This window comes from Lactobacillus corticis (assembly GCF_018327645.1).
GTDB classification, from domain to species: domain Bacteria; phylum Bacillota; class Bacilli; order Lactobacillales; family Lactobacillaceae; genus Lactobacillus; species Lactobacillus corticis.
The window spans coordinates 19,576-45,083 of the sequence record NZ_BMAY01000013.1; the positions used below are offsets into that span (position 1 = coordinate 19,576).

Annotated in this window: 27 protein-coding genes; 19 read left to right on the forward strand and 8 right to left on the reverse strand. The window is 43.1% G+C overall.

Features of this window, described 5'->3' with window-relative positions:
• Positions 1–14 precede the first annotated feature (14 nt).
• The 3 genes from KI210_RS07490 to treR form a co-directional block, all read right to left on the reverse strand.
• On the reverse strand, positions 15–539 hold the full coding sequence (locus KI210_RS07490; protein ID WP_212781263.1) for a GNAT family N-acetyltransferase: 525 nt from the start codon (positions 537–539) through the stop codon (positions 15–17).
• Positions 540–648: 109 nt separating this feature from the next.
• Positions 649–2,307 carry an alpha,alpha-phosphotrehalase gene (gene treC / locus KI210_RS07495; RefSeq protein ID WP_212781264.1) on the reverse strand — a complete coding sequence of 553 codons (1,659 nt, stop codon included), beginning with the start codon at positions 2,305–2,307 and terminating at the stop codon, positions 649–651.
• Positions 2,308–2,317: 10 nt separating this feature from the next.
• Positions 2,318–3,019, reverse strand: a complete 702-nt coding sequence (gene treR / locus KI210_RS07500) for a trehalose operon repressor (protein ID WP_212781265.1) — start codon at positions 3,017–3,019, stop codon at positions 2,318–2,320.
• 176 nt (positions 3,020–3,195) lie between these two features.
• Between treR and KI210_RS07505 the strand changes: the two genes are divergently transcribed.
• A complete protein-coding gene (locus KI210_RS07505) occupies positions 3,196–5,109 on the forward strand; it encodes a PTS sugar transporter subunit IIABC (protein ID WP_212781266.1) in 1,914 nt (637 codons plus the stop codon).
• A 97-nt stretch (positions 5,110–5,206) separates the two neighbouring features.
• Here the strand turns inward: KI210_RS07505 and KI210_RS07510 are convergent, their stop codons facing one another.
• On the reverse strand, positions 5,207–5,782 hold the full coding sequence (locus KI210_RS07510) for a DJ-1 family glyoxalase III (RefSeq protein ID WP_212781267.1): 576 nt from the start codon (positions 5,780–5,782) through the stop codon (positions 5,207–5,209).
• A 92-nt stretch (positions 5,783–5,874) separates the two neighbouring features.
• Between KI210_RS07510 and KI210_RS07515 the strand changes: the two genes are divergently transcribed.
• The 6 genes from KI210_RS07515 (at position 5,875) to KI210_RS07540 (ending at position 10,219) form a co-directional block, all read left to right on the forward strand.
• Complete coding sequence (locus tag KI210_RS07515; protein WP_212781290.1) at positions 5,875–6,636, forward strand: sulfite exporter TauE/SafE family protein; 762 nt, start codon at positions 5,875–5,877, stop codon at positions 6,634–6,636.
• A 39-nt stretch (positions 6,637–6,675) separates the two neighbouring features.
• Positions 6,676–7,362, forward strand: coding sequence for a histidine phosphatase family protein (locus KI210_RS07520; RefSeq protein WP_212781268.1), 687 nt, complete (start codon positions 6,676–6,678; stop codon positions 7,360–7,362).
• Positions 7,363–7,429: 67 nt separating this feature from the next.
• Positions 7,430–8,323: a cation diffusion facilitator family transporter gene (locus KI210_RS07525; protein ID WP_212781269.1), complete on the forward strand. Its 894-nt coding sequence runs from the start codon at positions 7,430–7,432 to the stop codon at positions 8,321–8,323.
• Between the two features lie 2 nt (positions 8,324–8,325).
• Positions 8,326–8,496, forward strand: a complete 171-nt coding sequence (locus KI210_RS07530) for a hypothetical protein (protein WP_212781270.1) — start codon at positions 8,326–8,328, stop codon at positions 8,494–8,496.
• Positions 8,497–8,500: 4 nt separating this feature from the next.
• Positions 8,501–9,181 carry a 2,3-bisphosphoglycerate-dependent phosphoglycerate mutase gene (locus KI210_RS07535; RefSeq protein WP_212781271.1) on the forward strand — a complete coding sequence of 227 codons (681 nt, stop codon included), beginning with the start codon at positions 8,501–8,503 and terminating at the stop codon, positions 9,179–9,181.
• 102 nt (positions 9,182–9,283) lie between these two features.
• Positions 9,284–10,219, forward strand: a complete 936-nt coding sequence (locus KI210_RS07540) for an AAA family ATPase (RefSeq protein ID WP_212781272.1) — start codon at positions 9,284–9,286, stop codon at positions 10,217–10,219.
• 49 nt (positions 10,220–10,268) lie between these two features.
• Here KI210_RS07540 and pepC read toward each other — a convergent pair whose 3' ends face one another.
• Entirely contained in the window at positions 10,269–11,618 is a 1,350-nt protein-coding gene (gene pepC / locus KI210_RS07545) for an aminopeptidase C (protein WP_212781273.1), read from the reverse strand.
• 80 nt (positions 11,619–11,698) lie between these two features.
• Entirely contained in the window at positions 11,699–11,974 is a 276-nt protein-coding gene (locus KI210_RS07550) for a hypothetical protein (protein ID WP_212781274.1), read from the reverse strand.
• Between the two features lie 138 nt (positions 11,975–12,112).
• Between KI210_RS07550 and KI210_RS07555 the strand changes: the two genes are divergently transcribed.
• From KI210_RS07555 to KI210_RS07590, 8 genes are all read left to right on the forward strand, one after another.
• The gene (locus tag KI210_RS07555; protein WP_212781275.1) at positions 12,113–12,655 is read left to right on the forward strand and encodes a dCTP deaminase/dUTPase family protein; all 543 of its coding nucleotides are present in this window, start codon (positions 12,113–12,115) and stop codon (positions 12,653–12,655) included.
• 4 nt (positions 12,656–12,659) lie between these two features.
• Positions 12,660–14,036 carry a DNA repair protein RadA gene (gene radA, locus KI210_RS07560; RefSeq protein ID WP_212781276.1) on the forward strand — a complete coding sequence of 459 codons (1,377 nt, stop codon included), beginning with the start codon at positions 12,660–12,662 and terminating at the stop codon, positions 14,034–14,036.
• A gap of 80 nt (positions 14,037–14,116) precedes the next feature.
• Positions 14,117–15,619 carry a glutamate--tRNA ligase gene (gltX, locus tag KI210_RS07565; RefSeq protein ID WP_212781277.1) on the forward strand — a complete coding sequence of 501 codons (1,503 nt, stop codon included), beginning with the start codon at positions 14,117–14,119 and terminating at the stop codon, positions 15,617–15,619.
• Positions 15,620–15,714: 95 nt separating this feature from the next.
• Positions 15,715–17,136 carry a cysteine--tRNA ligase gene (gene cysS / locus KI210_RS07570; RefSeq protein ID WP_212781278.1) on the forward strand — a complete coding sequence of 474 codons (1,422 nt, stop codon included), beginning with the start codon at positions 15,715–15,717 and terminating at the stop codon, positions 17,134–17,136.
• The gene (locus KI210_RS07575) at positions 17,129–17,572 is read left to right on the forward strand and encodes a Mini-ribonuclease 3 (protein ID WP_212781279.1); all 444 of its coding nucleotides are present in this window, start codon (positions 17,129–17,131) and stop codon (positions 17,570–17,572) included. The genes cysS and KI210_RS07575 overlap by 8 nt, the downstream gene beginning before the upstream one ends.
• A complete protein-coding gene (gene rlmB, locus KI210_RS07580) occupies positions 17,559–18,311 on the forward strand; it encodes a 23S rRNA (guanosine(2251)-2'-O)-methyltransferase RlmB (RefSeq protein WP_212781280.1) in 753 nt (250 codons plus the stop codon). The genes KI210_RS07575 and rlmB overlap by 14 nt, the downstream gene beginning before the upstream one ends.
• Positions 18,312–18,486: 175 nt before the next feature.
• Positions 18,487–19,074: a hypothetical protein gene (locus tag KI210_RS07585; protein WP_212781281.1), complete on the forward strand. Its 588-nt coding sequence runs from the start codon at positions 18,487–18,489 to the stop codon at positions 19,072–19,074.
• A gap of 70 nt (positions 19,075–19,144) precedes the next feature.
• Complete coding sequence (locus KI210_RS07590) at positions 19,145–19,363, forward strand: P8 family protein (protein WP_212781282.1); 219 nt, start codon at positions 19,145–19,147, stop codon at positions 19,361–19,363.
• Positions 19,364–19,460: 97 nt separating this feature from the next.
• Here the strand turns inward: KI210_RS07590 and KI210_RS07595 are convergent, their stop codons facing one another.
• Entirely contained in the window at positions 19,461–20,843 is a 1,383-nt protein-coding gene (locus KI210_RS07595) for an NAD-dependent succinate-semialdehyde dehydrogenase (RefSeq protein WP_212781283.1), read from the reverse strand.
• Positions 20,844–21,009: 166 nt separating this feature from the next.
• On the opposite strand from KI210_RS07595, the gene KI210_RS07600 reads away from it, so the two are divergent.
• A complete protein-coding gene (locus tag KI210_RS07600; protein WP_212781284.1) occupies positions 21,010–21,513 on the forward strand; it encodes a nucleoside 2-deoxyribosyltransferase in 504 nt (167 codons plus the stop codon).
• Between the two features lie 31 nt (positions 21,514–21,544).
• On the opposite strand, the gene KI210_RS07605 is transcribed toward KI210_RS07600, so the two are convergent.
• On the reverse strand, positions 21,545–22,336 hold the full coding sequence (locus tag KI210_RS07605; protein WP_212781285.1) for an alpha/beta hydrolase: 792 nt from the start codon (positions 22,334–22,336) through the stop codon (positions 21,545–21,547).
• Between the two features lie 148 nt (positions 22,337–22,484).
• Here KI210_RS07605 and KI210_RS07610 point away from each other — a divergent pair, with 148 nt between their 5' ends.
• The 3 genes from KI210_RS07610 to serS all read left to right on the forward strand — a co-directional run bounded on the left by KI210_RS07610 (position 22,485) and on the right by serS (position 25,172).
• A complete protein-coding gene (locus KI210_RS07610; protein WP_212781286.1) occupies positions 22,485–23,090 on the forward strand; it encodes a TVP38/TMEM64 family protein in 606 nt (201 codons plus the stop codon).
• A gap of 6 nt (positions 23,091–23,096) precedes the next feature.
• Positions 23,097–23,645, forward strand: a complete 549-nt coding sequence (locus KI210_RS07615) for a GNAT family N-acetyltransferase (RefSeq protein WP_212781287.1) — start codon at positions 23,097–23,099, stop codon at positions 23,643–23,645.
• 219 nt (positions 23,646–23,864) lie between these two features.
• Positions 23,865–25,172, forward strand: coding sequence for a serine--tRNA ligase (serS, locus tag KI210_RS07620; RefSeq protein WP_212781288.1), 1,308 nt, complete (start codon positions 23,865–23,867; stop codon positions 25,170–25,172).
• The last annotated feature ends 336 nt before the right edge of the window (positions 25,173–25,508 follow it).

Below are 25,508 nucleotides of genomic sequence, written 5' to 3' on the forward strand. Positions count from 1 at the left end.
GTTTTCCTTCTTTCCTAAAGATTTAATTCATATGCTAAACGGTCTGGTGAATCGGGATCAGTAGCAACTAAGATATGGCCGCGCAATTTGAAGCCTTGGCTGAGTGCTGCTTGCTGCATCGGCTGATTAACAGGTGAAGTATCTATTCGGAAATTGTGGAAACCTTCCTGCAACATCAAACTGATGATGCTGGCAAAGAAATAACTGGTCAGGTGCTGGCCGCGATAACGGCTTTTGACTGCCAGTCGGTGAATAGTGACATAAGGATCTTGGTCGTTTTGCCAAGAGCCACCAGTGATTGCTTTATATGTTGGCTCGCCATCAGTAATGGCTGCTAAATAACCTGCAGTTTCTCCGTTGACTTTCAACAACCATCCGGCAGAATGGACAAGATCATTCTTGATAGCAGCAGTATCGGGATACCCGTTTTGCCACTGCGAGCTGCCGGATGATTTGAGAAAAGCCTTGGCGTCTTGCATAATCGCCATTATCTCAGCCAGATCTGCTTCTGCAGCTGGTTGGATATAGATTAAACTCATAACACTCTCTTTCCTCCTATTTACAGTTACCAATTTATTCTAACCAAGCTTACAGAAAAAAGCTAATTGAATTAAAAATCCCGTTTCAAGCGAGAAACGGGATTTTTTGCTATTGCAATTTAAAGGCTAAACTTTCATATGGTGCTAGTTCAAGAGCTACTCCTAATTTAGTTATTGAGCGGTCATAATTGCTGATTAGGGTTGAACCAGCCACATTTTGCCATTCAGCTGGCAGGTCTAGTTTAGTTTTTTTACCATAAAAATTATTTACCACCAATAGGCGTTCGTTATTCAAGAAACGCTCAAAGGCAAAAACTTGGGGATGCTCTGGTGCGATTGGCTTAACGTGGCCATCGCTAACTAGGTCTTCACGCTTCCTTATAGCAATTAACTTTTGGTAATAATTGAAAATTTCACCATGAGCTAGTTCTTTTTGAACGTTAATTTGTTTTTGGTCGGTTGGCGTCAGCCATGGCTTGTGGGTGCTAAAGCCGGCATATTCAGAATCATCCCAGTGCATGGGCGTACGGGAATTGTCGCGGGCCTTAGCATGAACAATCGCAAAAGCTTCCTGTTCAGTCTTGCCTTGGTCAAGCAATTCTTGATATGCGTTTAGGGCTTCAATATCGCAATAGTCCTTAATTGAGTGATAATCTGGATCAACCATGCCGAGTTCTTCACCCATGTAGATATAGGGAGTTCCGCGCAAAAGGTGCATCGTGGTAGCTAGCATCTCAGCGGATTTTTCCCGGTAGTGAACTGGGTCGCCGAAGCGGTTTAAGGCCCAAGGTTGATCATGGTTGTTCCAAAACAGGGCTTGCCAGCCGCCGCCTTGATCCATGCCAGTTTGCCAGTCAAACAAAAGCTGCTTTAATTTTGCAAAATCAAAGGGGATCTGGGACCATTTTTCACCATGGTCATAATCAACCTTCAGATGATGGAAGCTGAAGACCATTGATAATTCATGATTTTTCGGATTAGTGTAACCAATCGAATTTGCAATTGAAGTCGAGGACATTTCCCCCACAGTTATGGCTTCCGGATCTTGCCCAAAACTATTGCGGTTTAACTCTTTGATGTAATCATGAACAATTGGCGTATCGGTGTAGAGCAGTTTTTCACTGACTGGATCCTGGGAATCAACCAGCTTTTCATCTTTGCCAATAACGTTCAAAACATCAAATCTAAAACCAGTTACGCCTTTTTCATGCCAGAAATTAACAATTTTAGCAGCTTCTTGACGGACATGGGGATTATGCCAATTGAGGTCAGCTTGCTGCGGGGCATATAAGTGGAGGTAGTAAAGACCAGTATCACCAAACTTTGCCCAAGCCGGGCCACCAAATTTGGATTGCCAATTGTTGGGCAGATTGCCATCAGCTTTAGCTGGGCGAAGGTAGAAAAAGTCCTGATAGTATTTATCTCCAGCCAGCGCCTTTTTAAACCATTCATGTTCAGTCGAGCAGTGATTTAACACCATATCGAGCATGATGCCAATGTGATGGGCTTTTAATTTGGCTGCCAGTTCCTCAAAGTCCGCCATCGTACCGAACCGCGGATCAATTTGGTAATAGTCGGCGATATCATAGCCGTTGTCTTTTTGCGGTGAAACAAAAAATGGATTGAACCAAATAAAATCAACGTTAAGTTTAGCTAGATAATCGATTTTAGCAATGATGCCCTGTAAATCTCCAACTCCATCGTTATTGGCATCATAAAAAGATTTGGGATAGATTTGGTAAATAACTTTCTTTCCTAAATTTGTCATCGTAATACCTCTATAGTTTCTGTCTGCGGGCAAAATCTGAAAATTCGAATTTATCTGGTCGGTGATAAGAGGTGGTTAACTGAAATAGCCGCGTGTCCTGCAAATAAACCATGCTGCGAACAACCGCAACGCTAGCAACTTGCAACAGTTTAGCCACATGTTGGGGAGCTTTTTCAAAAGTAACCAATTTAGTGGCATATGAAATGTCTAACCCCAAGTCATCTTCAAAGTAGCGATAAAGTGAGTTGGCTGCTTCACCCAGCGGAATTTCGGGCACGACTGATTTTAAAATGAAATCTTCATCGACCACATCAGGCTCGCCATTAATAATCCGCAAGCGCCGAATAAAGGTGGCTGGCTCGCTTGTCAGTTCTGCTGTCATAAAGTACTCCGGCGAGGGGCGTTCTTCCAAAACTAAAACTTTGGTTTCCGCATTCAAACCTTGTGAAGCGTTAAGTTCCTTAAAACTAGTCAAGCCGGAAATCGGAAATTTATAGCGATCAAGATTAAGTACCACTGATCCCCGTCCACGGACTTTTTGAATCAGTCCCAAATCGACCAGATGCCGTAAAGCCTTGCGGACGGTCTCGCGGGAGGTGCCATACAGCTCGGTTAATTGGACTTCGCCTGGTAAAAGGTCACCCGGCCGATATTGCCCGGATTTTATTTTTGCTAATAAATCTTTCGCGATTAAACGCTGCTTGCTTTCCATGATTTAACCCTTTCTATATTTGCCTTTATTATAATCATGTCTAGACTTTAAAAACAAGAAAAATGCGGTTATAAATAGTTTAAGAATAGACTTTTAATAAAATTATTGACACATGTCTAGACAAGATAGTATACTTAGTTCAGAAATTGATAAAACGCTTACAGAGGGAAACGATTATGACTAATAAAATTTCAATTTACGCACCGGTATCTGGTGACGTAATCGCTTTAAGCAAAGTAAAGGATGACGTTTTCTCATCAGGAATGATGGGCGAAGGCTTTGGCGTTGAGCCGAGCGGTGAAGAAATCAAAGCGCCTGTTTCAGGTACCATCACGATGATAGCTGAATCTAAGCATGCCTTGGGAATTAAAACCGCCGATGGCCTAGAAGTTTTGGTGCACATGGGACTAGACACGGTTCAGCTGCATGGCGAACCGTTTGATATTTTGGTTGAAGAAAATGCTCAAGTTGAAGCTGGACAAGCAATTGCCAAGATGAGCATTGAAAGCATTAAGATGGCAAACTTGCCAACCACGGTTTTGACGGTGATTACCAACTCCCAAGATATGCTGACCGGTTTTGATTTTGAAGAAGGTACGGTAAATGGTGGGGATGCAGTTGGTACGGCTTATGTCAAAGAGCAAACCGCTGCCAAAACTAAATTGAGCTATGATGAATTGGCTGATGTGATTATTAAAAATGTCGGCGGCGAGGAAAACATCAAGGGTTTGATCCACTGTATCACGCGCTTGCGCTTCTACTTAAAAGATGAAGCTAAAGCTAACGATGATGTGTTAAAGAATACCAAGGGCGTTATCGACATTTTACACGCAGGTGGCCAATATCAAGTTGTGATTGGCAACGAGGTTGTTGACGTCTACGATGCAGTAATGAAAAAACTGCCCAAGCTGCAAGATTCAGATATGGATACGACGCCAGTTGACCAATCAGGCAACGCTTTTCAACGGGGCTTCAACAATTTGATCGGCATCATTACTGGTTCGATGAGTCCGGTAGTTGGGGTAATTGCCGCTTCAGGTATTATCAAAGGGATCTTGGCTTTACTGACTTTGCCACAATTAGGCAGTCTCTTAAGTACCACTAGTACTTTATATATCACGGTTAGCGCAATGGCCGATGCATCCTTCTACTTCTTGCCGGTTTTGGTTGGTTACTCTGCTGCCAAAAGATTAGGCGGAGATCCAATTGTCGCTGCCGTGATCGGGGCTTTCTTGACTTATCCGCAAATTGTCGCTTGGGGTGGCAAGTACCACACGATGTTTGCGATTGGCGGCTTTAAGTTCCAATTCTTGAACTACACTTATTCAATTTTCCCAATGATCTTGGCTGCTTGGATGGCTAAGAAATTAGGGGACTGGCTAAAGAAAGTTTTGCCATCTTACTTGCAGATGATCTTCAACCCAATGATTACGATTTTGGTAGTTTCAACCATTACCATTGTAATTACTGGCCCGGTAATTCAAGGCTTGGCAAACGGCATTGCTGACGTAATCAACATGCTGGTTAAGAGCTCAGGCTGGATTGGCGGTTTGATCATTGGTGCCTTTTACCAAGTGCTGGTTATTTTCGGCCTACACTGGGGTGTTGTTCCACTGGTTGCACAACAAATTGCCGGTTCAGGACAAAGTGCTCTAAATGCGATTATCTCAGTTACGATGGTTTCTCAAGGGGCAGCCGTTTTGGCAGTTGCCATTAAGTCAAAGAAGAGCGACATGAAATCACTTGGTTTTGCTGCCATGATTTCAGCTTTCTGCGGCGTTACTGAACCAGCTATTTATGGGATTAACTTGCGTTACCGGAAGGTCTTTGTATCTGGCTTAATCGGCTCCGGCGTTGGTGGTTTCATTACCGGTTTAATGCATGGTACGATGTATGGCTTTACTGGATCTTTGATTGGTTTCTCCTCATTCTTCAATCCAAAGAACCCAGCTGACTTAACTAGTTTCTATGCTTTCTTGCTTTCAAGCGTCGTCGCAATCACCGTTTCATTTATCGTAACCTGGGTATGGGGCTACAACGATGAAATGGAGATGGGTAAGAAAGTTACTAAAAAGGCAACTCCAAAGTAGTGCAGAATAAAATGACTCTTTTAAGAGTCATTTTTTATTTCCTGGGAAATAAAAAAGATCCAGAAGTCTTCAACTTCTAGATCCTTAAATCATGCTTTTAACTATTCTGCGGCTTAAATTGCTTGTAAAGCATCCCTTCTTGTAACTGGTCAGTGTCAATTCCTAGTGCTTCTGCCAAGGCATAACTAAATGCTAAAGCAGTGGCCGGGCCACGACTGGTTACAATCTTTTGCTTCTTATCAGTTACCGTGATTGCCTCAGAGAATTTGGCTTCTGGGGCTTCGGCTAAGATTTCTTTTTCAAAACCAGGGTAGCAGGTAAATTCCGCCTGATTCAGCAAGCCGTACTTGCCAAGGGCAATCGGAGCAGCACACATTGCCGCACACCACTTGCCAGCCGCATGGCGTTGATTCATGAGCTTGTTCAATTTTACGGAATCACGCAGATGGATAGCCCCTGGTTTGCCACCAGGGAAGGAAACCATATCGTAATCCAAAAGTGACTCGTCGACTAATTTGTCGCAAATGATTTTAATGTTATGATCGCCGTTAACTTCTAATTTGTTTAACCCAACCATGTCGCATTCCACGCCTAAGCGCCGAAAAACATCGACCTGGCTTAAACCTTCAATTTCTTCACAGCCGTCTGCAAAGACAACAGCAGCTCTGGTCATCAAATCATCCTTTCTTTATCAAATGTCTAACAATATTGTACGCATTTTTTCCGTGGAAGGGTAGAATTTAGGTAGTGACAATTTTGGAGGTCATTATCTTGGAATTTGGAATTTTTATATTTTTGATCTTTGCCGGGATCGTCGCCGGCATTGTTTCGGTGGTGTCTAGCATGGCATCCCTGGTTTCTTACCCCGCCTTGCTGATGGTTGGCGTCAGTCCCGTGTATGCCAATATGACTAATACGGCAGCCTTGATTTTTACCGGTGGCGGAGCCGCTTTATCATCGCTCAAAGAAATTAAAGCAACTTGGCGTAAATATCTGTGGATTTTAGGGCTGGCAATGGCTGGAGCATTATGCGGCAGTCTTTTGTTAACGGCCTTTCCAGGCAAGGTGTTCGAAAAATTAGTGCCCTTTTTTGTACTTTTATCAGCCTTATTGTTCTTGCTTAGCAATGACAAAAATGCCTATAAACGCGAACAGCTGACCGGCGTTAAGAAATTAGCGGCTTATTTTGGAATTTTTCTTTCAGGTCTTTACACTGGTTATTTTGGCGCAGCAGCCGGCGTTTTGCTGTTGTTTGTCTTAACCAAAGTAACGGATGACGATTTTATCGTCCAAAACGCTTTTAAAAATGTGATTGGCTCTTTAGGAAACCTAATTGCGCTCCTCGTCTTTGTCTTTACGTCAAAAGTTTACTGGAATCGCGCTATTCCTTTAGCTATTGGTTTATTTATCGGTGGCTATCTAGGGCAAAAACTAATTCACTATTTACCAATTAAAGCGGTTAAGTGGATCACTTTTGTTTTTGCCATCTTCTTAGCTCTTTATCTAGGATATCAAGCTTACATGTAGTAAAATTAATTGCAAGTTTTTATGAATGGAGGAATGCTTTTGACAACAGAAGTTTATTTGGTACGACACGGTGAAACGATGTTTAATCAATTGAACAAGGTTCAGGGCTGGTGCGATTCGCCACTCACCGTGAAAGGCATTAATGATTTAAAACGCACTGCCAATGCCTTGTCACAGGTTCATTTTGATAATATGTATTCCTCTGACTTAAAAAGAGCGATTGATACGGTCCACTTGATGAAAAATTACAATCAAGTTTCGACAATTGGCAAAATTCGCAAGCTGCCTGAATTCAGAGAGGTCTTTTTTGGCTCATTTGAAGGGGATGACATTGACCAAACCTGGCAAGCAGTAGCTAATGCAGCCGGGCTTGCTCCTACAAACAATGTGGTCAAAATTATCAATCAAGTTGGCATTTATAAGTTTCGCGAGGCCACTAAAAAGGCTGACCCGCGTCATTTAGCAGAGAACAAGGAAGAACTCGACCAGCGGATGGAACGGGCAATTGCGGTTTTGCACCAACTAACTCTGGATGAACGGCGGGTGCTCTTGGTTAGTCATGGTGATTTCATTAAGACGCTTGGAATTAAGTACTGGAATGAAAGCGACGGCATTCACGATATTCCTTTCCCAGATAATGGGAGTATTTCCCGGGGCATAATTCACTCGGACGGCAGCTTTGAAATTGTCGACTACAATATGAACGCTGCTGAAATCGTAATTTAGCTCAAAATAATGAGGCTTTTTTTAGCCTCTTTTTTTGCTACACTGTTAAATAGAGAGGAGAGTTGCGATGCCAAAAGATAGTTCAACTAAAAAATATGTGCTGGTAACGGCCCTAAATCTAGTTATTACCATTGCCGAATTTATTGGTGGTGCACTGTCTGGTTCTTTGTCGCTTTTATCCGACGCTTTTCATAATTTAGGCGATGTTGGAGCTATTGTTTTGGCCTTTGTGGCTCACTTAATTAGCAAGCGCCAACGAAATACTTCCAAAACCTTCGGTTATGAGCGGGCAGAAACCTTAGCTGCTTTTACCAATGGCGTGGTTTTAATTGTGATTAGCTTGTTTTTGTTAGGCGAAGCAATTCAGCGCTTCTTTAATCCTGAACCGGTCAAGGGCAAATTGATGCTGATCATTGCCGTGATTGGCCTAGCAGCAAATGTAATTTCGATGCTGGTTGTGGTCAGTCAAACCGGAAAGAATTTAAATCTGCGTGCTACTTTTGCCCATATGATGAGTGATGCGCTTTCGAGCGTAGCGGTGGTTGTGGGAGCAGTTATTTTGAATTTTCTTGATCTGCCATGGCTCGATCCCTTGTTGACCTTGCTGGTTTCCTTATTTATCCTGCATGAAGCGTGGGAGATTACTGAAAAAGCGGCCAACATTTTGATGGAATCTAACCCTAACGTTGATTTGGAGCAAGTGCACCAAACGATTTTAACTTTTCCCCAAGTTGAAAATGTGCATCACGTTCACCTCTGGCGCTATAGTGATGATGTGGTGATGCTGGATGCGCATATTAATGTTGACAAAAACTGCCGTGCGGCCGAGTTGGAAGAGTTGAATGGCCAAATTGCCGCTGTCTTGAAAAGCAAGTTTGGAATTAACCATGTTACCCTACAGGCAGAATGTGAGCGCGGGAGAAACGATCGCATGATTAAGCCGAAAGGCCAGGAGGACTAGTTGTGAAATATAATTTATTTACGGCGATTATCGTTTTGATTGTGGGCTTATATGATCTAGCATATGCTTTTAATCGTCGGTCCCAACCAGGGAAGAAAACCGGCGTGATTGGCTTTGCCATTTTAGGCGTTTTGTTCACGGTTGGCGGAATAGTTATGCTGGTGCTACGGTAGGAAAATGGTCAAATTAGTTTTAGTCAGACATGGTGAAAGTATTGCCAATCAGCAAAATGTCTATACTGGATGGAACGATGTGCCGCTAACGCCAAAAGGGCAGGAGCAAGCCCGTAGAGCGGGGCAGTTAATTCAACAATTAGGGGATTTTAACCCAACGGCGATTCATACCTCGGTTTTGTCGCGCGCTATTATGACTGCTAATATTGTAGCTGAAACTTGCGACTGGCTTTATTTGCCGCTTTATAAAACCTGGCGCTTAAATGAGCGCCATTATGGGGCTTTGCGCGGTTTGAATAAGGATGTTTCGCGCGCGGTATTTGGTAAAGAACAAGTGCTGGAATGGCGTCGGGGGTTTGATTCCGTGCCACCAGCTCAAGGGTCACCAGTGATTGATCGCCGTTATGCTAAATTTGACCAGCGCTTAATGCCGAGAGCCGAAAGTTTGCACCAAACGCAGCTGCGACTTTTGCCTTATTATGAGGACCAAGTAGCCTCGCGTCTCGTTCAGGGGCAAGATCAACTGGTGGTTGCGCACGGGTCAAGTTTACGAGCTTTGATCAAGTATCTTGAAGCGATCAATGATCATGACATCATCAAGTTGGAAGTTCCCAATGCCGAACCAATTGTTTATACTTTTGATCAACACCTAAATATTATCCACAAGGAAATCCTCAGGGGATAAATTTTTCCTGGGGATAATTACGAACTATCAAAAAACGGTACTTTTGTGGTAAAATCTATCATGACTATTTAGTATTTATTTTTCTTAGTTTGGAGAACATGCATGCGTAAAATATTTTTATTACGAGGTGCACCAGGCTCCGGGAAATCTTCTTTTATTGCTCGCCATCACTTAACACCGTATGCGATCAGTCGTGATCAGATTCGGTTATTATTGGCGGACTTGACGGTGTATTATGAGGATTCAACTGATTCGCTTCATCAGGTTATTCCCCGGCACGTAACTGTGCGAACTGAACAAATGGTGGATAACTTAGTGGAACATAAAATGTCCTATGGCGAAACCGTAATTGTTGATGGAACCCACATTGTTCCTAGCGCCATTGAACACTTTAAGCCATGGGTGGATAAGTACCACTATGAGTTGTTTGTGGTGGATTTGATGGCTCATAATGACTTGGCAGGTCTACTGAAGCGCAATGAAATTAGAATGCAATATGACTGGGTTAAACCTGAGGTAATCAAGTCAATGTACCGGGCCTATAAGGCGCATCCGGAGGTTCCAGAATGGGCACACCAAATTAGTCCTGCGCAAATGGATAAAGCCTTAATGCAGCGAGAAACTAATTTGGATCGTTATGCACATGTGATTGCCGTACCTGACAAGGTAGAAGAAGCGGATTTTCCCCATGTGCATATCTCTAATTTTTATTTTTCATTCAACGATAAATTCACTGCCAAGTATGGCAGCTACCGCAATGTCGTGACGATTGCCAAGACGATTGACGAAGCGGTAAATGAATTTAAGTTGCCGTATTTTGTGTTTAAATTCCACCATAAGCATTTCTTGGTTTCGGCTTATCCGATTAGAAATGAAATGCTGGATCCAATTCATAAGGTCAAAGGGGTCTGGAGCTATAGCACGGGGCTCTACAACGTTGCTGATTTTGTTAAGGAATTCCCTGAAAACAAGCAACAACACGTGCACCAGTTCAATTTAAGCAAACTTGATCCAACTCGTTTGCTGCATATTTGGTAAAAAAATCGCGATCGATTAACGATCGCGATTTTTGTTTATTTATTAGCAATTAATATAAGTCAGCTAAAGCACCCATTGGGTCCCAAGGCAATAATTGGATTGGGTTCTTGCTGCCTTCTTCAAAGGCTTGCTTTAAGTCTGCTGGCAAGTACTTTTTATCAACTACGGCTTGGTAAACAAAGCTATCAAACCAAGCATCGCTCATAATAAAGTAACCCTTGAAGCCGGCCTTTTCACCCCAGGAGTTTTCAATCTTCCACTTAGTTGGCTTGCCGTCAACTAAATCAACCCCAGTGATAACCATGGCGTGGTCCATCATTGATTCGCCTGAGTCAAGGGCTTCAGCCTTGGTCATGGAGTAGTCAACATCAAACAGTTCATCACGCCGGTAAAGGGCAGTGTCCAAAAAGCCTGCTTGGCGTTCAGAATCTTTGACAACGTTTGAACCAAACCATACCACTTCGCCGTCCTTGAGTTGTTTGATGATTAAATCTTTCATTTCATCAATTTGCAAGTTCAAGTGACGAACTTGGCGGCCGCCCACGACGTTGCCTAGGTATTCAACGGAGAAGACCTTGTGCCATGGCTTGTCAGTAGTTGGGGCGTTGATGGTAGAAATATGGTCAGTCAAGTTCATGCCAACATATTTCTTGAAGAATTCTTGAGGCGTCAAATCTGGATCGCGGTGGTAGTTGTTGTCGTCATCCCGGTATTCAAAGTCAAATTTCTTTGGTGGAACGCCTAATGAAGTAGCTAAAACTCGGAAGACGTCGTTTAGCATTGCTTGCTTTTGCGCTTCAACTTCGTCGCTGCTCTTGCCGGTTCTTACTAATTCACGCAATTTCAACCCATCTTTACGCAGCAAGTGGTTCAAAGTGTCGTTCAAAGCACTGGAGTTGTTAGAGTTAGCAGTTTCTGGGTAGGCATATTTTGGTACGATGCCGTACTTTTCAATGATTCCGCAAAGCATGTCCCATTGACCACCGTCTTGTTGCGGGGTAGCAAATAAGAATGAAACCTTCCGGTCGCCCAATTCTTGGTCGGCAGTAGCAATTACATTTTCAAAGAACCAGTTGGACTTTTCGAACTTGTCCCAGAAGTTAGTGTAGTTTTGAGAAAGTTCAAAGTCTTTGATCTTGAACTTGGATTGCAGTGGGTGGCGCATGGTGTTCAAGGCTGAGAACATCCAGCAGCGACCAGACCGTAATTGATTCGAGACTTTGCCAGTGTCGATTTCAATTGAAAAAGTTGGCGTTAAATTCTTCTTAGTTTCTAAATCTTGGCTAGCCTTAAAAATGCCATTTTCTTGCGCAGCCCGCGCAGCCACTTTATATGCGGGATGCTTGGCTAAATCAGCTTCAAAATCAGCAATGGTTTTATTAGTAATTTCTTTTGCCATAAAATCCTCCTCAGAATAACAATATCATCTATATCATATAATTATCATTCTATCTTATTTTCCTGCAAGGGGCTAGTCTCTTAATTTCGGTAAAGCACTTCGTTAGCTGGTGCATGCTCTACGATATATGACTTAAAACTGGGGTCTAACAGCCACAGCGGAAAATTGTACTTTTGATTAAATTTAGCAATTTGCCCATACAGGTTGGCATATTCTGCGGTCTGATCAGCGCTGGGGTTGACCATCACGGCTCCAACGGCCCAAACTTTCCCCTCAGGGCGGGAAACCAGGTCGATTTCAACGCGACTGAGCAGCTGATCGGTGCGGTGTTCAAAACTATAAATTTCTTTTTCCATTTTTCTGCCTTTTTGTAAACAATTTTTATCCAAGCTAACGAAAATTCGCTTAAAATAAGCATGGATAAACTGAGGTTTTTGTAACAAAACTAGTGTAGAATAGATTTCTGACTAAAAAAAGGAGCAAGCTAAAAAACTATGAAAACCAGGGGCTTTGAAGTAATCAGCAAGTATCAAGATCAGGGGATCAAGCTGCCTCGTCGCCAGACTCCAGGTTCAGCTGGATATGATTTAGAAGCAGCCGAAGATATGGTAATTCCAAGTATTTGGCGGTTAAATTTCGTGCGCATTTTTCGCATGATTAGAAATGGTCACCAATTATATGAACGCGACTATCACATGGCTGACCAAATTTTAAAACCGATCATTATTCCTACTGGCTTAAAGGCTTATATGCCAGAAGATGAGGTTTTAATTATTGCCAATCGGTCTTCCAACACTTTTCGGCGCAATTTTACCTTGCCTAATGGCATTGGCGTCGTTGATAGCGACTACTACAACAATCCTAACAATGAAGGCGAATTGGGCGTGCAGGTAATTAATTATGGCGTCCGTCCTCTGCACATCAAAAAAGGCGAACGAATTGCCCAAGCTATTTTTACCAAGTACTTACGGACTGATGATGATAATCCAATTAATCGCCAGCGCGTGAGCGGCTTTGGCTCCACTAATAAGGAATAATTTTATGGCTAGAGTAAAAACCCAATATAAATGTCAATCTTGTGGCTATATTTCTGCTTCTTACTTAGGACGCTGTCCTAATTGCGGCGCATGGAATCAGTTTGAAAAACAGACTTCAGAAGTAAAAAAAGTTTCAAATAAAGCAACGCCTAGTCGGATGATTTCAGCAATTGGCAACAATGAGCCCGTGGCCATGGCTAAGGTTGAGGCAAAAGTCGAGTCCCGCATTTCTACCAACATGGAAGAATTGGATCGAGTTTTGGGCGGCGGCATCGTACCTGGATCCTTGGTCCTAATTGGTGGGGACCCGGGAATTGGCAAGTCGACTTTAATGCTGCAAGTCACTGGCGAACTGGCTCAAAAATACAAGGTCTTGTATATCTCAGGAGAAGAGTCAGCCGGGCAAATTAAATTACGGGCTGAGCGTTTGGGCTTAGACCAGAGCGGGATGTTATTATATCCTGAAACCAATATGGAAAAAATCCGCGATACGATTGATGAAATAAAGCCTGACTTTGTGGTGATCGATTCAATTCAAACCATGAATGAACCGAGCCTTGACGCCATGACAGGTTCGGCTTCGCAGGTGCGGGAAGTTACTAGCGAGTTAATGAAAATCGCTAAAATCGATACGATTACGGTCTTTGTGATTGGCCATGTCACCAAAGAAGGCGCAATTGCCGGACCTAAAATTTTGGAACACATGGTTGATACGGTGCTTTATTTTGAAGGCGATGAGCACCACGCATACCGCATTTTGCACTCTGTTAAAAATCGTTTTGGGGCAGCTAATGAAGTTGGCATGTTTGAAATGGAGAATGCTGGTCTAAAAGAGGTTGATAATCCCTCGGCGATCTTTTTAAACGAACGCTTGCCTAATTCTACTGGGTCCGCCATTGTGGTTTCCCTTGAAGGAACGCGGCCGATTTTAGCAGAAATCCAAGCCTTAGTGACCCCAACCGCTTTTGGCTACGCCAAGCGGACCACTAGTGGCATTGATTATAATCGGGCCGCCTTGCTGCTAGCTGTTTTAGAAAAGCAAGGCAATTTGATGCTGCAAAACCAGGATGCCTATCTAACTTCTATCGGCGGGATGCGCTTGAATGAGCCGGCAATTGATTTGGCAATTGTCATGGCCATTGCTTCCAGTTATAAGAGTATGGAAATTCCTTCTACTGATGCCTTTGTGGGCGAAGTGGGCCTAACTGGCGAAGTTCGGCGCGTCAATAAAATTGAAGCCCGCATTAAGGAAGCAGCCCAGGTTGGCTTTAAACGCATTTACATTCCGCGACATAATATGTCTGACCAATTGCCCAATTATGGAATTGAAGTTATTCCGGTTGCCAGCATTGCCCAGGCGATGAAGCTGGTTTTTGGCTAGTAATTAGATTTGCTCATTTCTTATTTAACGAGTAAACTATTCTTGTTTAAATCTACTATTTTTTGAAAGAGGCATGAATTTTGGCTAAAGAAAAAGTTCGTGTAAGATACGCTCCAAGTCCAACAGGGCACTTACACATTGGTAACGCTAGAACTGCATTGTTCAACTACTTATTTGCTCGTCACAACAAAGGTACTTTGGTTTTGCGGATCGAAGATACCGACCTGGCCAGAAACGTCAAGGGTGGTTCAAAATCTCAAATGGAAAACCTGCACTGGTTGGGAATTGATTGGGATGAAGGACCGGATAAGGGTGGCGAATACGGCCCTTACCGTCAATCAGAACGTAAAGAAATTTATAACAAATACATTCAACAACTTTTGGATGAAGGCAAAGCTTACTACTCATTCAAGACGGAAGAAGAGCTGGAAGCCCAACGTGAAGAACAACGGGCCATGGGCATTGCGCCGCACTACACTTACGAATATGAAGGCATGACTGCTGAAGAAATTGCTAAGTCCCAAGCAGAAGCACGGGCTAAAGGCTTGCAGCCAGTTGTTCGGATTCACATTCCAGAAATGGAAACTTATGAATGGGATGATATTGTTAAGGGTCACTTGAGCTTTGAATCTGACACTATCGGTGGCGACTTTGTCATTCAAAAGCGTGACGGCATGCCAACTTATAACTTTGCCGTAGTTATTGATGACCACTTGATGAAGATCACCCATGTCTTCCGTGGCGATGACCACGTTTCTAACACGCCAAAGCAATTGGTAGTATACGAAGCATTAGGCTGGGAACCACCAAAGTTTGGTCACATGACTTTGATCATTAACTCAGAAACTGGTAAAAAGCTGTCTAAGCGTGATGAATCCTTGCTGCAATTTATTGAACAATATCGTGATCTTGGCTACTTGCCAGACGCCATGTTCAACTTCATCACTTTATTAGGCTGGTCACCAGTTGGCGAAAAGGAAATTTACACCAAACGGGAATTTATCAAACAATTTGATCCAAAGCGTTTGTCTAAGTCACCAGCTGCTTTTGACCAAAAGAAACTGGAATGGATCAACAACCAATACATTAAGTCTGCTAACCGGGATACTTTGTTAGATTTAGCCTTGAACAACTTGCAAGAAGCAGGTTTAGTTGACGAAAAGATCAGTCCGCAAGAAATGGAATGGGTTCGTCAATTAGTTAACATTTATGCTGTGCAAATGTCCTACACCAAGCAAATCGTTGACTTAGCACAGATCTTCTTCAAGTCGCCAGCTAAGCTTAATGACGAAGAACTTGAAGAAATCAAGCAGGATGAGGCTCGGCCAGTAATTGAAGAATTTAGAAAGCAATTAGACGCTGTTCCACGCTTTACTGCGGTACAAGCAATGAATGCCATTCAAGCTACTAGAGCTGCAACTGGCGTTAAGGGTCGCAAGCTCTTTATGCCAATTCGGATTGCGGCTACGCGGTCAATGGTTGGACCTGGTATTGGCGAAGCGATTGAATTGATGGGCAAGGAAAAGGTAATGGGTCATCTTGATCAAACCCTAGCTGAACTTGACCAAGCAGGAATTAAGTAAATAAACTAAAATGGCTGGCCTGACGGTCAGTCATTTTTGGTAAGTGGAAAAATGCTAAAATAAGTAAATAAAACAAGCAGTAGAAAGGTTTTAGCATGAAAGTCTTCAATACCCTAACACGACAAAAAGAAGAATTTAAACCCCTGGTTCCAGGTGAAGTCAGCATGTATGTATGTGGACCAACTGTGTACAACTATATCCACATCGGCAATGCTCGGAGCGTGATTGCTTTTGATACGATTCGCCGCTATTTCGAATATCGTGGCTACAAGGTCAAATATGTTTCTAACTTTACTGATGTTGATGACAAGATGATCAACGAGGCCAGAAACGAGGGGACCAGTGTGCCGGAATTGGCTGATCGCTACATCAAGGCTTTTTTGGCAGATACGGCAGCGCTAAATGTTGAACCAGCCACCTTGCATCCGCGGGCTACCCAGGAAATCCCGGCAATTATTGATTTTGTGCAAACCTTGATCGCCAAGGGCTATGCTTACGAAGCTGATGGCGATGTTTATTATCGGGCTAAGAAATTCCCAGATTATGGCAAACTCAGTGATCAAAATATTGCCGAACTTGAAGAGGGCGCTTCTGAACACGTCAATGATGAAGAACAGGCCAGAAAAGAAGATCCAATTGATTTTGCCTTGTGGAAAGCCCAAAAAACGGCCGACGAAATTGCGTGGGATTCTCCTTGGGGCAAAGGTCGTCCCGGCTGGCATATTGAATGTTCAGTCATGTCAACTAAATATTTAGGCGACACGTTTGATATTCATGGTGGTGGCCAAGACCTAGAGTTCCCTCACCACGAAAATGAGATTGCCCAAAGCGAGGCTAAGACCGGTAAGAAGTTTGTCAATTATTGGCTGCACAATGGTTTTGTGACTGTGGGCAAGGACGAAGAAAAGATGTCTAAGTCATTGCACAATTTTGTGACGGTGCATGATATTTTGCAAGAAATCGATCCGCAAATTTTGCGCTTCTTTATGGCCAGTGTACAGTATCGGCGCCAGATTAACTATTCCGAAGAAAATTTGGACCAGGCCAAAACCATTTTGGATCGTTTCAAGAATACGGTCGAAAGCGTGCAATACCGGTTAGCTGGAAAGGCTGCCGAAACCACTGCGCCAGAACTGGCTAAGGCAATTGAAAAGACCGAAAATGCGTTTGTTGCGGCTATGGATGATGATTTTAACGTCCAAAATGCCTTAACTGCAATTTATGACTTGTTGCCCCTGGTAAATAAGCAGGCTAGCCAAGAAAAAGTAGCTAAGACCGAACTAACTAGCTTTTTACAGCATTTAGCAGGCTGGCTGGGAGTATTTGGCGTTGATTTGGATAACTTAACTAGCTCTGCAGCTGCTGACGATGCCGAAATCGATGCTTTGGTTAAAAAGCGGGATCAGGCACGTAAAGAAAAGAATTGGGCCGTCAGCGACCAAATCCGGGACGAATTAGCTAAACGCGGCATCAAGTTGTTAGATACGCCTCAGGGAACGAGGTGGACTCGTGAGTAAGATCAAAAAGCTAACTGAACAAGATGTGAACCCAGAGACTTTAAGCGGCCAAACGCTCGCTTATTTGGGGGATGCCGTCTATGAAACTTTTATTCGCAAACACCTAATTCGTGGCGGCGTAGTGCGCCCGCAGGTTTTGCAACGCGATGCTACGCATTATGTCTCCGCTAAAGCACAAGCTGGATTAGTGATGAAGCTGATCGACGACGGCTTGCTTAGTGAAAAGGAGCAAGGCATTTTTAAACGCGGGCGTAACGCCAAAACCTACACTAAAGCAAAACATACCCAGCTGAGGACCTATCAGTTTTCTACTGGGTTTGAGTGTCTGATTGGCTATTTGAATTTGGCAGGCCAAGATGAACGAGTAGCTGAACTAGCTCGTTGGTGCATAAAAACAGTAGAAGATGGAGGGTTAGCTGATTATGAGTTTGAATGATGGCGATTTTGTCTTTGGTCGGCATTCCGGAATTGATTTTTTGAAAACGCAGAGTGCTGACCGCATTAACAAAGTCTTTTTGCAAACTGGCGTGGCGAATGATTTCGCTGGTCAGGTTTATGCGCTAGCGAAAAAGAAACGCTTGGTGGTTCAAGAAGTTCCGAAACACAAACTTGATCATCTGGCTAATGGGGGCAACCACCAAGGCTTGGTGCTGGCGGTCTCAAGTTTTGAATATGCGGATTTTGACCAATTGCTGGACCAGCTGGACCAAAAGGAAGAACCTTTTTTATTAATGCTGGATTCAATTGAAGATCCGCATAATTTAGGTTCAATTTTGCGTTCGGCTGATGCGACTGGGGTTGATGGGATTATTATTCCTAAACGCCGGGCTAGTGGCTTGACTTCAGTGGTTGCTAAGACTAGCACGGGAGCCATTGACCATGTACCGGTTGCGCGCGTAAATAATTTGGTCCAAACGAGCCAGCTTTTGAAAGATCGGGGCTACTGGCTGTTTGGAACCGATATGCAGGGGACAGATTATCGTCGCTGGAATGCCAAGGGCAAGACGGTGCTAGTCATTGGCAATGAAGGCAAGGGGATTAGTCCTTTGTTGAAAAAGCAAATGGATCAAACTTTAACCTTGCCGATGGTGGGGCACGTTCAATCCTTGAATGCTAGTGTTGCTACCGGGATCCTGTTATATCAAATGCTGAATTCTCGAAATCCTTTATCGTAATTAAGTCTTAAAAGCTGTCTTCACGCCGGAAGATGGCTTTTTTTACATTCTTCAAATAACTGTGTAGCGGGGCTTGGACACTTATTTTAAAGTGTCAAACAATCTGCTGATTTGCCCCAACCACCAGCTGAAATCCATTATCCTCAATTTATTAATTTTTGGAGGAGAAATGGTTATGGAACCGAGAGAACTATCACCCCAGGAAGTACAAGCCCAAATTGAAGACTTGGCTTTGGTAAAACTGATCAAAATTGACGGAAATGAAGATGCTTTGGTTCGTTTGTACAATAAGTACCACTGGATCTTGCTAAATGTGAAACGACGATCATATATTAGAATGATGAGCGATGAAGATTGGGAACAAGAGGGGATGCTGGTCTGTTATGAAGCGGCCCTCTGCTATGACGAAGCGCGTGGTAGTTGGCGCTCATTTTATCGCGTTAAATTGCTGAATTGGAGCAAAACGCTCCTTAGACGCACTTTATGTGCCCGCCGGGTGGGTAATCAGCGAGCAATTTCCTATGATGGGGATGAAGTTTTGAAAGAGACTTGTTTGGGATGCGAACAGGCTTGTGAAATCCCCTTGTCCACGTCATATGAAAAAATCATTGGTTCACTAACGCAAAGAGAATTGGCTGGCTTGTTGGTATTTACCGGTGCTTATGAATTGCACGAGGTGTGCCAGCGTTATGGGTATAAGCCAGAGAGTGTTCTAAAAACTAAATCTGCTTTACGAAAAAGGCTTTTAAATCCACCAGAATAAAAATGCGCATTTTAGTTATTAGAAAGGTATAATAGGAATCGTAGAATATTTTATTAGGAGGTAATTTAAGATGGCAGACGAATTAGTAAAGACTGCATTGTTAGACCGTCACATGAAGGAAGTTTTTGACTGGAGCGATTCTGAAACTCCTGTTAGAGACGCCCTTTGGGACTACTTTATGGAAAAGAATGGTAGAGATACCATGAAGACGGAAGAAGATATGCTTCCATTCCTAGACTATTCTGACGACAAGATTGAAAGCTTCGTCAACGAAAATCTTAAGAAGTAACATCCGACTATAACAATGTTCTACGCACCGTGGTCACGCAAGTTTGACCACCAAAAAACGACCCGTTTTTTAGCGGGCCGTTTTTGTTTGGGCAAGTTTATGAATTTGCTTTGGTGACATCGATTACTAAGTGTTCATTGACAAAGGCCATAATGCCTAGAGGTCCTAGCTCTCGGCCGTAACCAGACCGCTTGACTCCGCCAAATGGCAACTCGCCGGCAGTAATCCAGCGGCCGTTGATCACGGTCATCCCGGTTTCAATTTGCTCGGCAACTTTTTGGGCGTGAGCCACATCTTGACCAATTACGGAAGATCCCAAACCATAGCTCGAGTCATTAGCAAGTTGGATGGCTTCTGCTTCATCCTTAACTTGATAAATCTCAGCTACCGGACCAAACAATTCTTGGTTGTATGCAGGATTGTCTTTGCTAATGTCCGTTAAAATGACTGGTCTAAAGAACGCACCGGTCTCTTTAATTTCAGGATATTGGTAAAGAACCTTAGCACCATGGCCAAGAGCTTCGGCAACTTGCTTTTCCAATTTTTCCTTGGACCGCATGCTGTTCATTGGAACCAAGGTGGTTGCTTCATCAAGCGGATCGCCCGGTTTTAAGTTAGCAAATAATTCCTTTAAATCATTAACTACTTCATCGTACCGCTTGCTCGTTACAATTATGCGCTTGGATGAAGTACATACCTGCCCATTGTTGTAGGTCCGGGCATCAGCCAATACTTTTTTCAACAAAGCCGGATCGGCATCATCCAGGACGATAAAGGCATCGTTGCCACCAAGTTCCATTGTTGACTTTTTCAAGTTTTTGCCAGCTTCTTCAGCTACCGCTGCACCGCCACGTTCTGAACCAGTTAAGGCTACGCCTTGGATTCGCGGATCAGCAATGACATCAGCTAGTTGCTCGTAGCTTAAATATAAGTTGAGTAAAGCCCCTTCAGGAGCTCCTGCTCTTTTTACCAACTTAGCAACATATGCAGCCGTGCTTGGAACATTGTGCGCATGCTTCAGCAGCATCGGATTGCCGACGATAAAGTTAGGCGCAAATACTCTGATGATTTGGTAAAGCGGAAAGTTCCACGGCTCACAAGCCATGATTACCCCGGTAGCTTGCTTGGCATAGTAAGCAGACCCCAAAGTCGTAGGAAGGGGAGTTGGTTTAAGCAATTCTTCGCCATGTTTCACATAGTAGTCACAAATTTCAACACAAATATCTACTTCTTCACGAGCTTCAGCAATTCGCTTACCCATTTCTTTGGTCATTAAAGCAGCCAATTCTTCCCGACTATTTTTCATTTCAGCAGCGATTTTGGCTAGCTGGGCTACTCGAGTGCTTGGGTCCTCATGACGCCATTTGTGATATAAGCGATCGCTTAAGTTAAGCGCATCTTCAATCTGCTCGCTAGTAGGATTATCGAAGCTTGCAAATACCTCATTGGTATATGGATTTATTGATTGATATTTAGCCATTTATTTACCTCTATTTTTTTCCAAAACTACAGTAGTGGTAACAGTCTTATTATAAAGCGCTTACTTGAAATAAGTCTACTAAAATGATCGATTGTTACGACTGGTCTAGCATGGTAGAATTAAGCCAAACCGAAAAAAGTTATTAGTAAAAAGAAAGGCAACCAAAATGAGTGATACTCCAAGAACCGCTAATATTTATTTAGGTTCTCCATTCTACAGCGATGATGAACGCAAGCGCGTTGATATTGCGAAGGATTATTTAGCCCAAAATCCAACCGTGGAGCGGGTCTTTTTCCCATTCGACCAAAACTTTACTGACCCAAATGAAACGGCAGAGGAAGCCAAGGGCAAACGCAGCATGCTTTGGCGGGAAGCAACCTACCAAAATGACGTTAACAATATCGTGACGGCAACCGTTGGGGTTTTCTTATACGATATGGATATGATTGATGACGGTTCTGCCTTTGAGATCGGCTTTATGCGGGCCTTGCACAAGCCAGTCGTCCTGGTACCATTCACCAAGCATCCAGAAAAAGAAAAACAAATGAATTTAATGCTGGCCAATGGCGTTACTACGCTGATTGATGGAACCACTAATTTTGAAGCCTTGAAGACTTTTGACTTTAACGATGTTCCTGCTAACCCAGTAACTGGTTACGTAATTTTATAATTCTAAAAGGGATCCCTTCCGGGGTCCCTTTTTAGCGCCGTTTGGCAATTTGGCGCAAATAGTCCAAACTTTCATCCAAATATTCTGCACTATAATCCATTGCGTGACCGTGACCTGGCAGGGTCAGCAATTGTACTGACTTGTTTTGTTCACCTAAGAAACTGATAAATTGCAAGACCCCTGAAAGCGGCGTTAATTCGGCAACGGAATTCAACATGAACAGCGGTCCTAAATTTTGATAATCGTAGCTGGTGGCATCAAGCTTTTGCAAAACCTTTTGATCAGCCGAACCAGCATAGGTTTGAACGAAATACTTATAAAAAGCCTTCGCGATATCTTCGCGCTTTTCTAGGCCCAATTCTTCCTTGGCTTGAGGGGATGGAACAACTTCAGGATGGTTTTTAAACCAATTGCTAAAGTCAACTGGAGCCGACCAAGTGATAGTTGGAAATCCGTATTTACCAGCTAACGCCAAGGCCATCGTGCCGCCACAACTGGCACCGATTTGGTAAATGTTAGCTTGATCGTCGGGATCGGTGTACTCGCTTGCCAGCAGCCATTTGACAAAAGTTTCGCAATCCTGATGGGCTGCAGGGAAAATGTCGCCTGGGGCTAAACGGTAGTTAGGGATAAAGGTCATGAAACCGGCATTAGCCATGTCAACGCCTAAACTTTTGAGGCCCTTTTTATCTCCTCGGAACCAACCGCCACCATGCCAGAAAATCAGGATTTTGGTGGCTGAACTGGTATCATTTGGATAGTAGATATCTGTTGCCAGCTTGTGGGCCGGGTCAAAAACAATGTCTTTTTTTATTACAACCATATGGTAGCTCCTTTCTGTATATTTATAGTATAAGCGTCAAATGCGAAAAAACCTTAATCTTTTCTTGAGAATCAGTCAAAAAAATATTCCCTAGAGTAGTTTTTGATAAAATTAAGCTACTAAAGGTTGATGGAGAGGAAGAATTGCTATGCACTTATCACCTAAAGCCAGTCGACGTTTGATCAGTATTTTGACTGTAGCATCAGCAATAATTATTGTACTTTTGTGTATCTATTGGTACAATTTGGGGATTTTTACCAGTCAAGCAAAGATGAACGCCTACCTGCGCAATAAACGAATTATTGGGCCGATTATTTTTGTGTTAATCCAAATTGTGCAGGTTGTTGTGCCAATCATTCCAGGTGGAGTTTCCCTCTTGGCGGGGGTAGTATTTTTTGGACCATTGCAAGGGTTTATTTATAACTATGTTGGTATTTGCATTGGTTCGTTTATTAATTTTTTCCTGGCACGCTATTATGGTCGTCCATTCATTTTACATATTGTTTCCGAAGAAACTTTGAATAAATATATGAAATGGACCAAAAATCAGAAAAAGTTCAACTGGTTCTTTGCGGTCTGTATTTTGGCGCCTGTTGCCCCTGATGATGTGTTATGCTTAATAGCTGGGTTAACGGAAATGAAAGTATCGACCTACTTTTGGATAATCATACTCTGCAAGCCGTGGACTATTGCGGTTTATAGTCTGGGACTCAGTTGGGGCAGCAAGTGGGTTATGAAACTAATAGGAAAATAAAGAGTTTTGAAGTATCAACGTCTATATTTGCGGCGCATCACAATTGAGGATGCGCCGGTTTTATTTAAATGGTCACAAGACCCGCATTATCAAATTACTGCTGGGCTAGAACCCTATCAGGACTTATTAGCAGCCCATAAAGGAGCAGAAATTTATGCGCAGAGACCGTACAGTTTTGCGGTTTGTTTGCTGAAAAACAATCAAATGATTGGACTGGTTGAATTATACGAACGCGGGACGGTTCCAGGGGAATTTTTGCAAACTAAAGATCTTGGCTTCATGCTTGACCGTGATTTTGAGAATCGCGGCTATATGACCGAAGCTTTAACGATCCTGTTTGACTATGCGTTTGATGACTTAAACCAGCGAGAACTATGGGCTAAAACTTTTGATTTTAATACTCGTTCCCAGAGTTTGCTTGAACGCCTGGGCTTTGTATACCAGTATACGGTGGATCTTTCTGTATTAGCTCGTTATGGGATGGTTCATGATGAAAAATATTATTTGCTCAAACGCAGCAAATGGCATAAAATAAAAGCAAACACGAAGGCCTAAGACAGCTTCAGAGAGTTCACGGGTGGTGTGAGTGAACGGACGTCGTTTCCAGCCTTCATTCAAGTGGGCAACTAATACTTGCACGGTAGGCACCGTTATCGTCACAAATGAGTGCAGCTGCATCAGCAGCTGAAACTGGGTGGTACCGCGAAGCCGTATGAGCCGATTCGTCCCAATATGAGGATGGATCGGCTCTTTTTTTCGGAGGTTTTTGTATCAATGCTTGATATTAAAGTTATTCGTGAAAAGCTCGACTGGGCGAAGAAAAAGTTAGCAACTCGCGGCATCAAGCCGGAAACATTAGACGAATTGGTTGAAATTGACCAAAAGCGTCGCGATGCTATGGTTAAAAGTGAACAATTGAAGGCTAAGCGGAATGAAGTTTCCAAGCAAATTGCGGAAGCTAAGCGCAACAAGCAAGATGCTTCAGACGCCATCAGCGCCATGCGTGAAGTAGGGGCTGAAATTAAGAAGCTTGATGGTGAAATCAAGGAATTAGCAGATAAGCAAAACTATATTTTGTTACGTTTGCCTAACTTCCCAGACGATTCTGACCCGATTGGCCCAGATGACAGCTACAATGAAGAAGTTCGCAAGTGGAGCGAACCAACTAAGTTTGCTTTTAAACCTAAAGCTCACTGGGATTTGGGTACTGATCTTGATATTTTGGATTGGGACCGGGCTGCTAAAGTGTCAGCTGCTCGTTTTGTTTACTACAAGGGTGCTGGCGCCTTGCTAGAAAGAGCTGTTTTCAATTTCTTCTTGGATGAAAACATGAAGGCTGGCTATACTGAAGTTTTGCCGCCATACTTGGTAAACGATGCTTCAATGCAAGGAACTGGTCAATTCCCTAAGTTCCACGAAGACGTCTACACGATTGTTGATAACGACGACCCAGACAAGCCTTTGGACTTAACTTTGATTCCAACGGCTGAAGTACCTTTGGTCAACTACTTTAGAAATGAAATTATTCACGGTGAAAAGCTGCCAATTAATGTGACTGCCTTATCACCAGCATTCAGAAGTGAAGCAGGTTCTGCTGGTCGTGATACGCGTGGCTTAATCAGAATGCACGAATTCCGCAAAGTAGAAATGGTCAAGATCTGTAAAGAAGATGAATCTTGGAAGGAATTGGACAACCTGACCCACCAAGCTGAATCTTTGCTGCAAAAGCTTAACTTGCCATACCACGTAGTTGCTTTGTCAACTGGGGATGCAAGTTTCACTAGTGCAAAGACTTATGACTTGGAAGTTTGGATGCCTGCCCAAGACAAATACCGTGAAATTTCTAGTTGTTCAAACTGTACTGACTTCCAAGCTCGGCGTGCTCAAATTCGTTACCGTGATGAAAATGGCAAGCTGCACTTGGCACACACTCTGAACGGCTCAGGCTTAGCTGTTGGTCGTACTGTAGCCGCAATTTTGGAAAACTACCAAAACGAAGACGGTACAGTCACAGTTCCAGATGCATTGGTTCCATACATGCATGGGATGACCAAGATTACTAAAGAAGATAGTTTGATTTAAAGTAAATAAACTCAATTAAAGACGCAAATTCGTGAGAGTTTGCGCCTTTTTTTCATATAAATAAAAAAATTATCGCAGCAATTTAAAAAGCATAATTCGTAAATTAAGCAAAATATCCAATCTTATCGCATTAAAGAGCCTTGAAATTAGAAAAGTTTAGATTGTTTCATTCCGATAATAGTAAAAAAGCAGGCGAAATATTAACCAAAGCCGAACAAAACACTGTTACAAAAAATAGTTGACGAAAGAGGCGAGGACCTGTAAAGTAATATACGTCGCTTGGCGAGGAGCCAAGGCGGCGAGCAGATATCAAAAAAAGCAGTTGACAAAGAAGCC

Bases quoted from the DNA above. Each gene is read 5' to 3' on its own strand.
- KI210_RS07610 (WP_212781286.1), top strand. From the start codon at position 22,485: ATGCACTTATCACCTAAAGCCAGTCGACGTTTGATCAGTATTTTGACT.
- KI210_RS07525 (WP_212781269.1), top strand. From the start codon at position 7,430: ATGCCAAAAGATAGTTCAACTAAAAAATATGTGCTGGTAACGGCCCTA.
- KI210_RS07550 (WP_212781274.1), bottom strand. From the start codon at position 11,974: ATGGAAAAAGAAATTTATAGTTTTGAACACCGCACCGATCAGCTGCTC.
- treR (WP_212781265.1), bottom strand. From the start codon at position 3,019: ATGGAAAGCAAGCAGCGTTTAATCGCGAAAGATTTATTAGCAAAAATA.
- KI210_RS07490 (WP_212781263.1), bottom strand. From the start codon at position 539: ATGAGTTTAATCTATATCCAACCAGCTGCAGAAGCAGATCTGGCTGAG.
- KI210_RS07585 (WP_212781281.1), top strand. From the start codon at position 18,487: ATGGAACCGAGAGAACTATCACCCCAGGAAGTACAAGCCCAAATTGAA.
- KI210_RS07605 (WP_212781285.1), bottom strand. From the start codon at position 22,336: ATGGTTGTAATAAAAAAAGACATTGTTTTTGACCCGGCCCACAAGCTG.
- KI210_RS07590 (WP_212781282.1), top strand. From the start codon at position 19,145: ATGGCAGACGAATTAGTAAAGACTGCATTGTTAGACCGTCACATGAAG.
- treC (WP_212781264.1), bottom strand. From the start codon at position 2,307: ATGACAAATTTAGGAAAGAAAGTTATTTACCAAATCTATCCCAAATCT.
- KI210_RS07510 (WP_212781267.1), bottom strand. From the start codon at position 5,782: ATGACCAGAGCTGCTGTTGTCTTTGCAGACGGCTGTGAAGAAATTGAA.
- rlmB (WP_212781280.1), top strand. From the start codon at position 17,559: ATGAGTTTGAATGATGGCGATTTTGTCTTTGGTCGGCATTCCGGAATT.
- KI210_RS07505 (WP_212781266.1), top strand. From the start codon at position 3,196: ATGACTAATAAAATTTCAATTTACGCACCGGTATCTGGTGACGTAATC.
- radA (WP_212781276.1), top strand. From the start codon at position 12,660: ATGGCTAGAGTAAAAACCCAATATAAATGTCAATCTTGTGGCTATATT.
- KI210_RS07600 (WP_212781284.1), top strand. From the start codon at position 21,010: ATGAGTGATACTCCAAGAACCGCTAATATTTATTTAGGTTCTCCATTC.
- serS (WP_212781288.1), top strand. From the start codon at position 23,865: ATGCTTGATATTAAAGTTATTCGTGAAAAGCTCGACTGGGCGAAGAAA.
- KI210_RS07535 (WP_212781271.1), top strand. From the start codon at position 8,501: ATGGTCAAATTAGTTTTAGTCAGACATGGTGAAAGTATTGCCAATCAG.
- cysS (WP_212781278.1), top strand. From the start codon at position 15,715: ATGAAAGTCTTCAATACCCTAACACGACAAAAAGAAGAATTTAAACCC.
- KI210_RS07595 (WP_212781283.1), bottom strand. From the start codon at position 20,843: ATGGCTAAATATCAATCAATAAATCCATATACCAATGAGGTATTTGCA.
- pepC (WP_212781273.1), bottom strand. From the start codon at position 11,618: ATGGCAAAAGAAATTACTAATAAAACCATTGCTGATTTTGAAGCTGAT.
- KI210_RS07555 (WP_212781275.1), top strand. From the start codon at position 12,113: ATGAAAACCAGGGGCTTTGAAGTAATCAGCAAGTATCAAGATCAGGGG.
- KI210_RS07540 (WP_212781272.1), top strand. From the start codon at position 9,284: ATGCGTAAAATATTTTTATTACGAGGTGCACCAGGCTCCGGGAAATCT.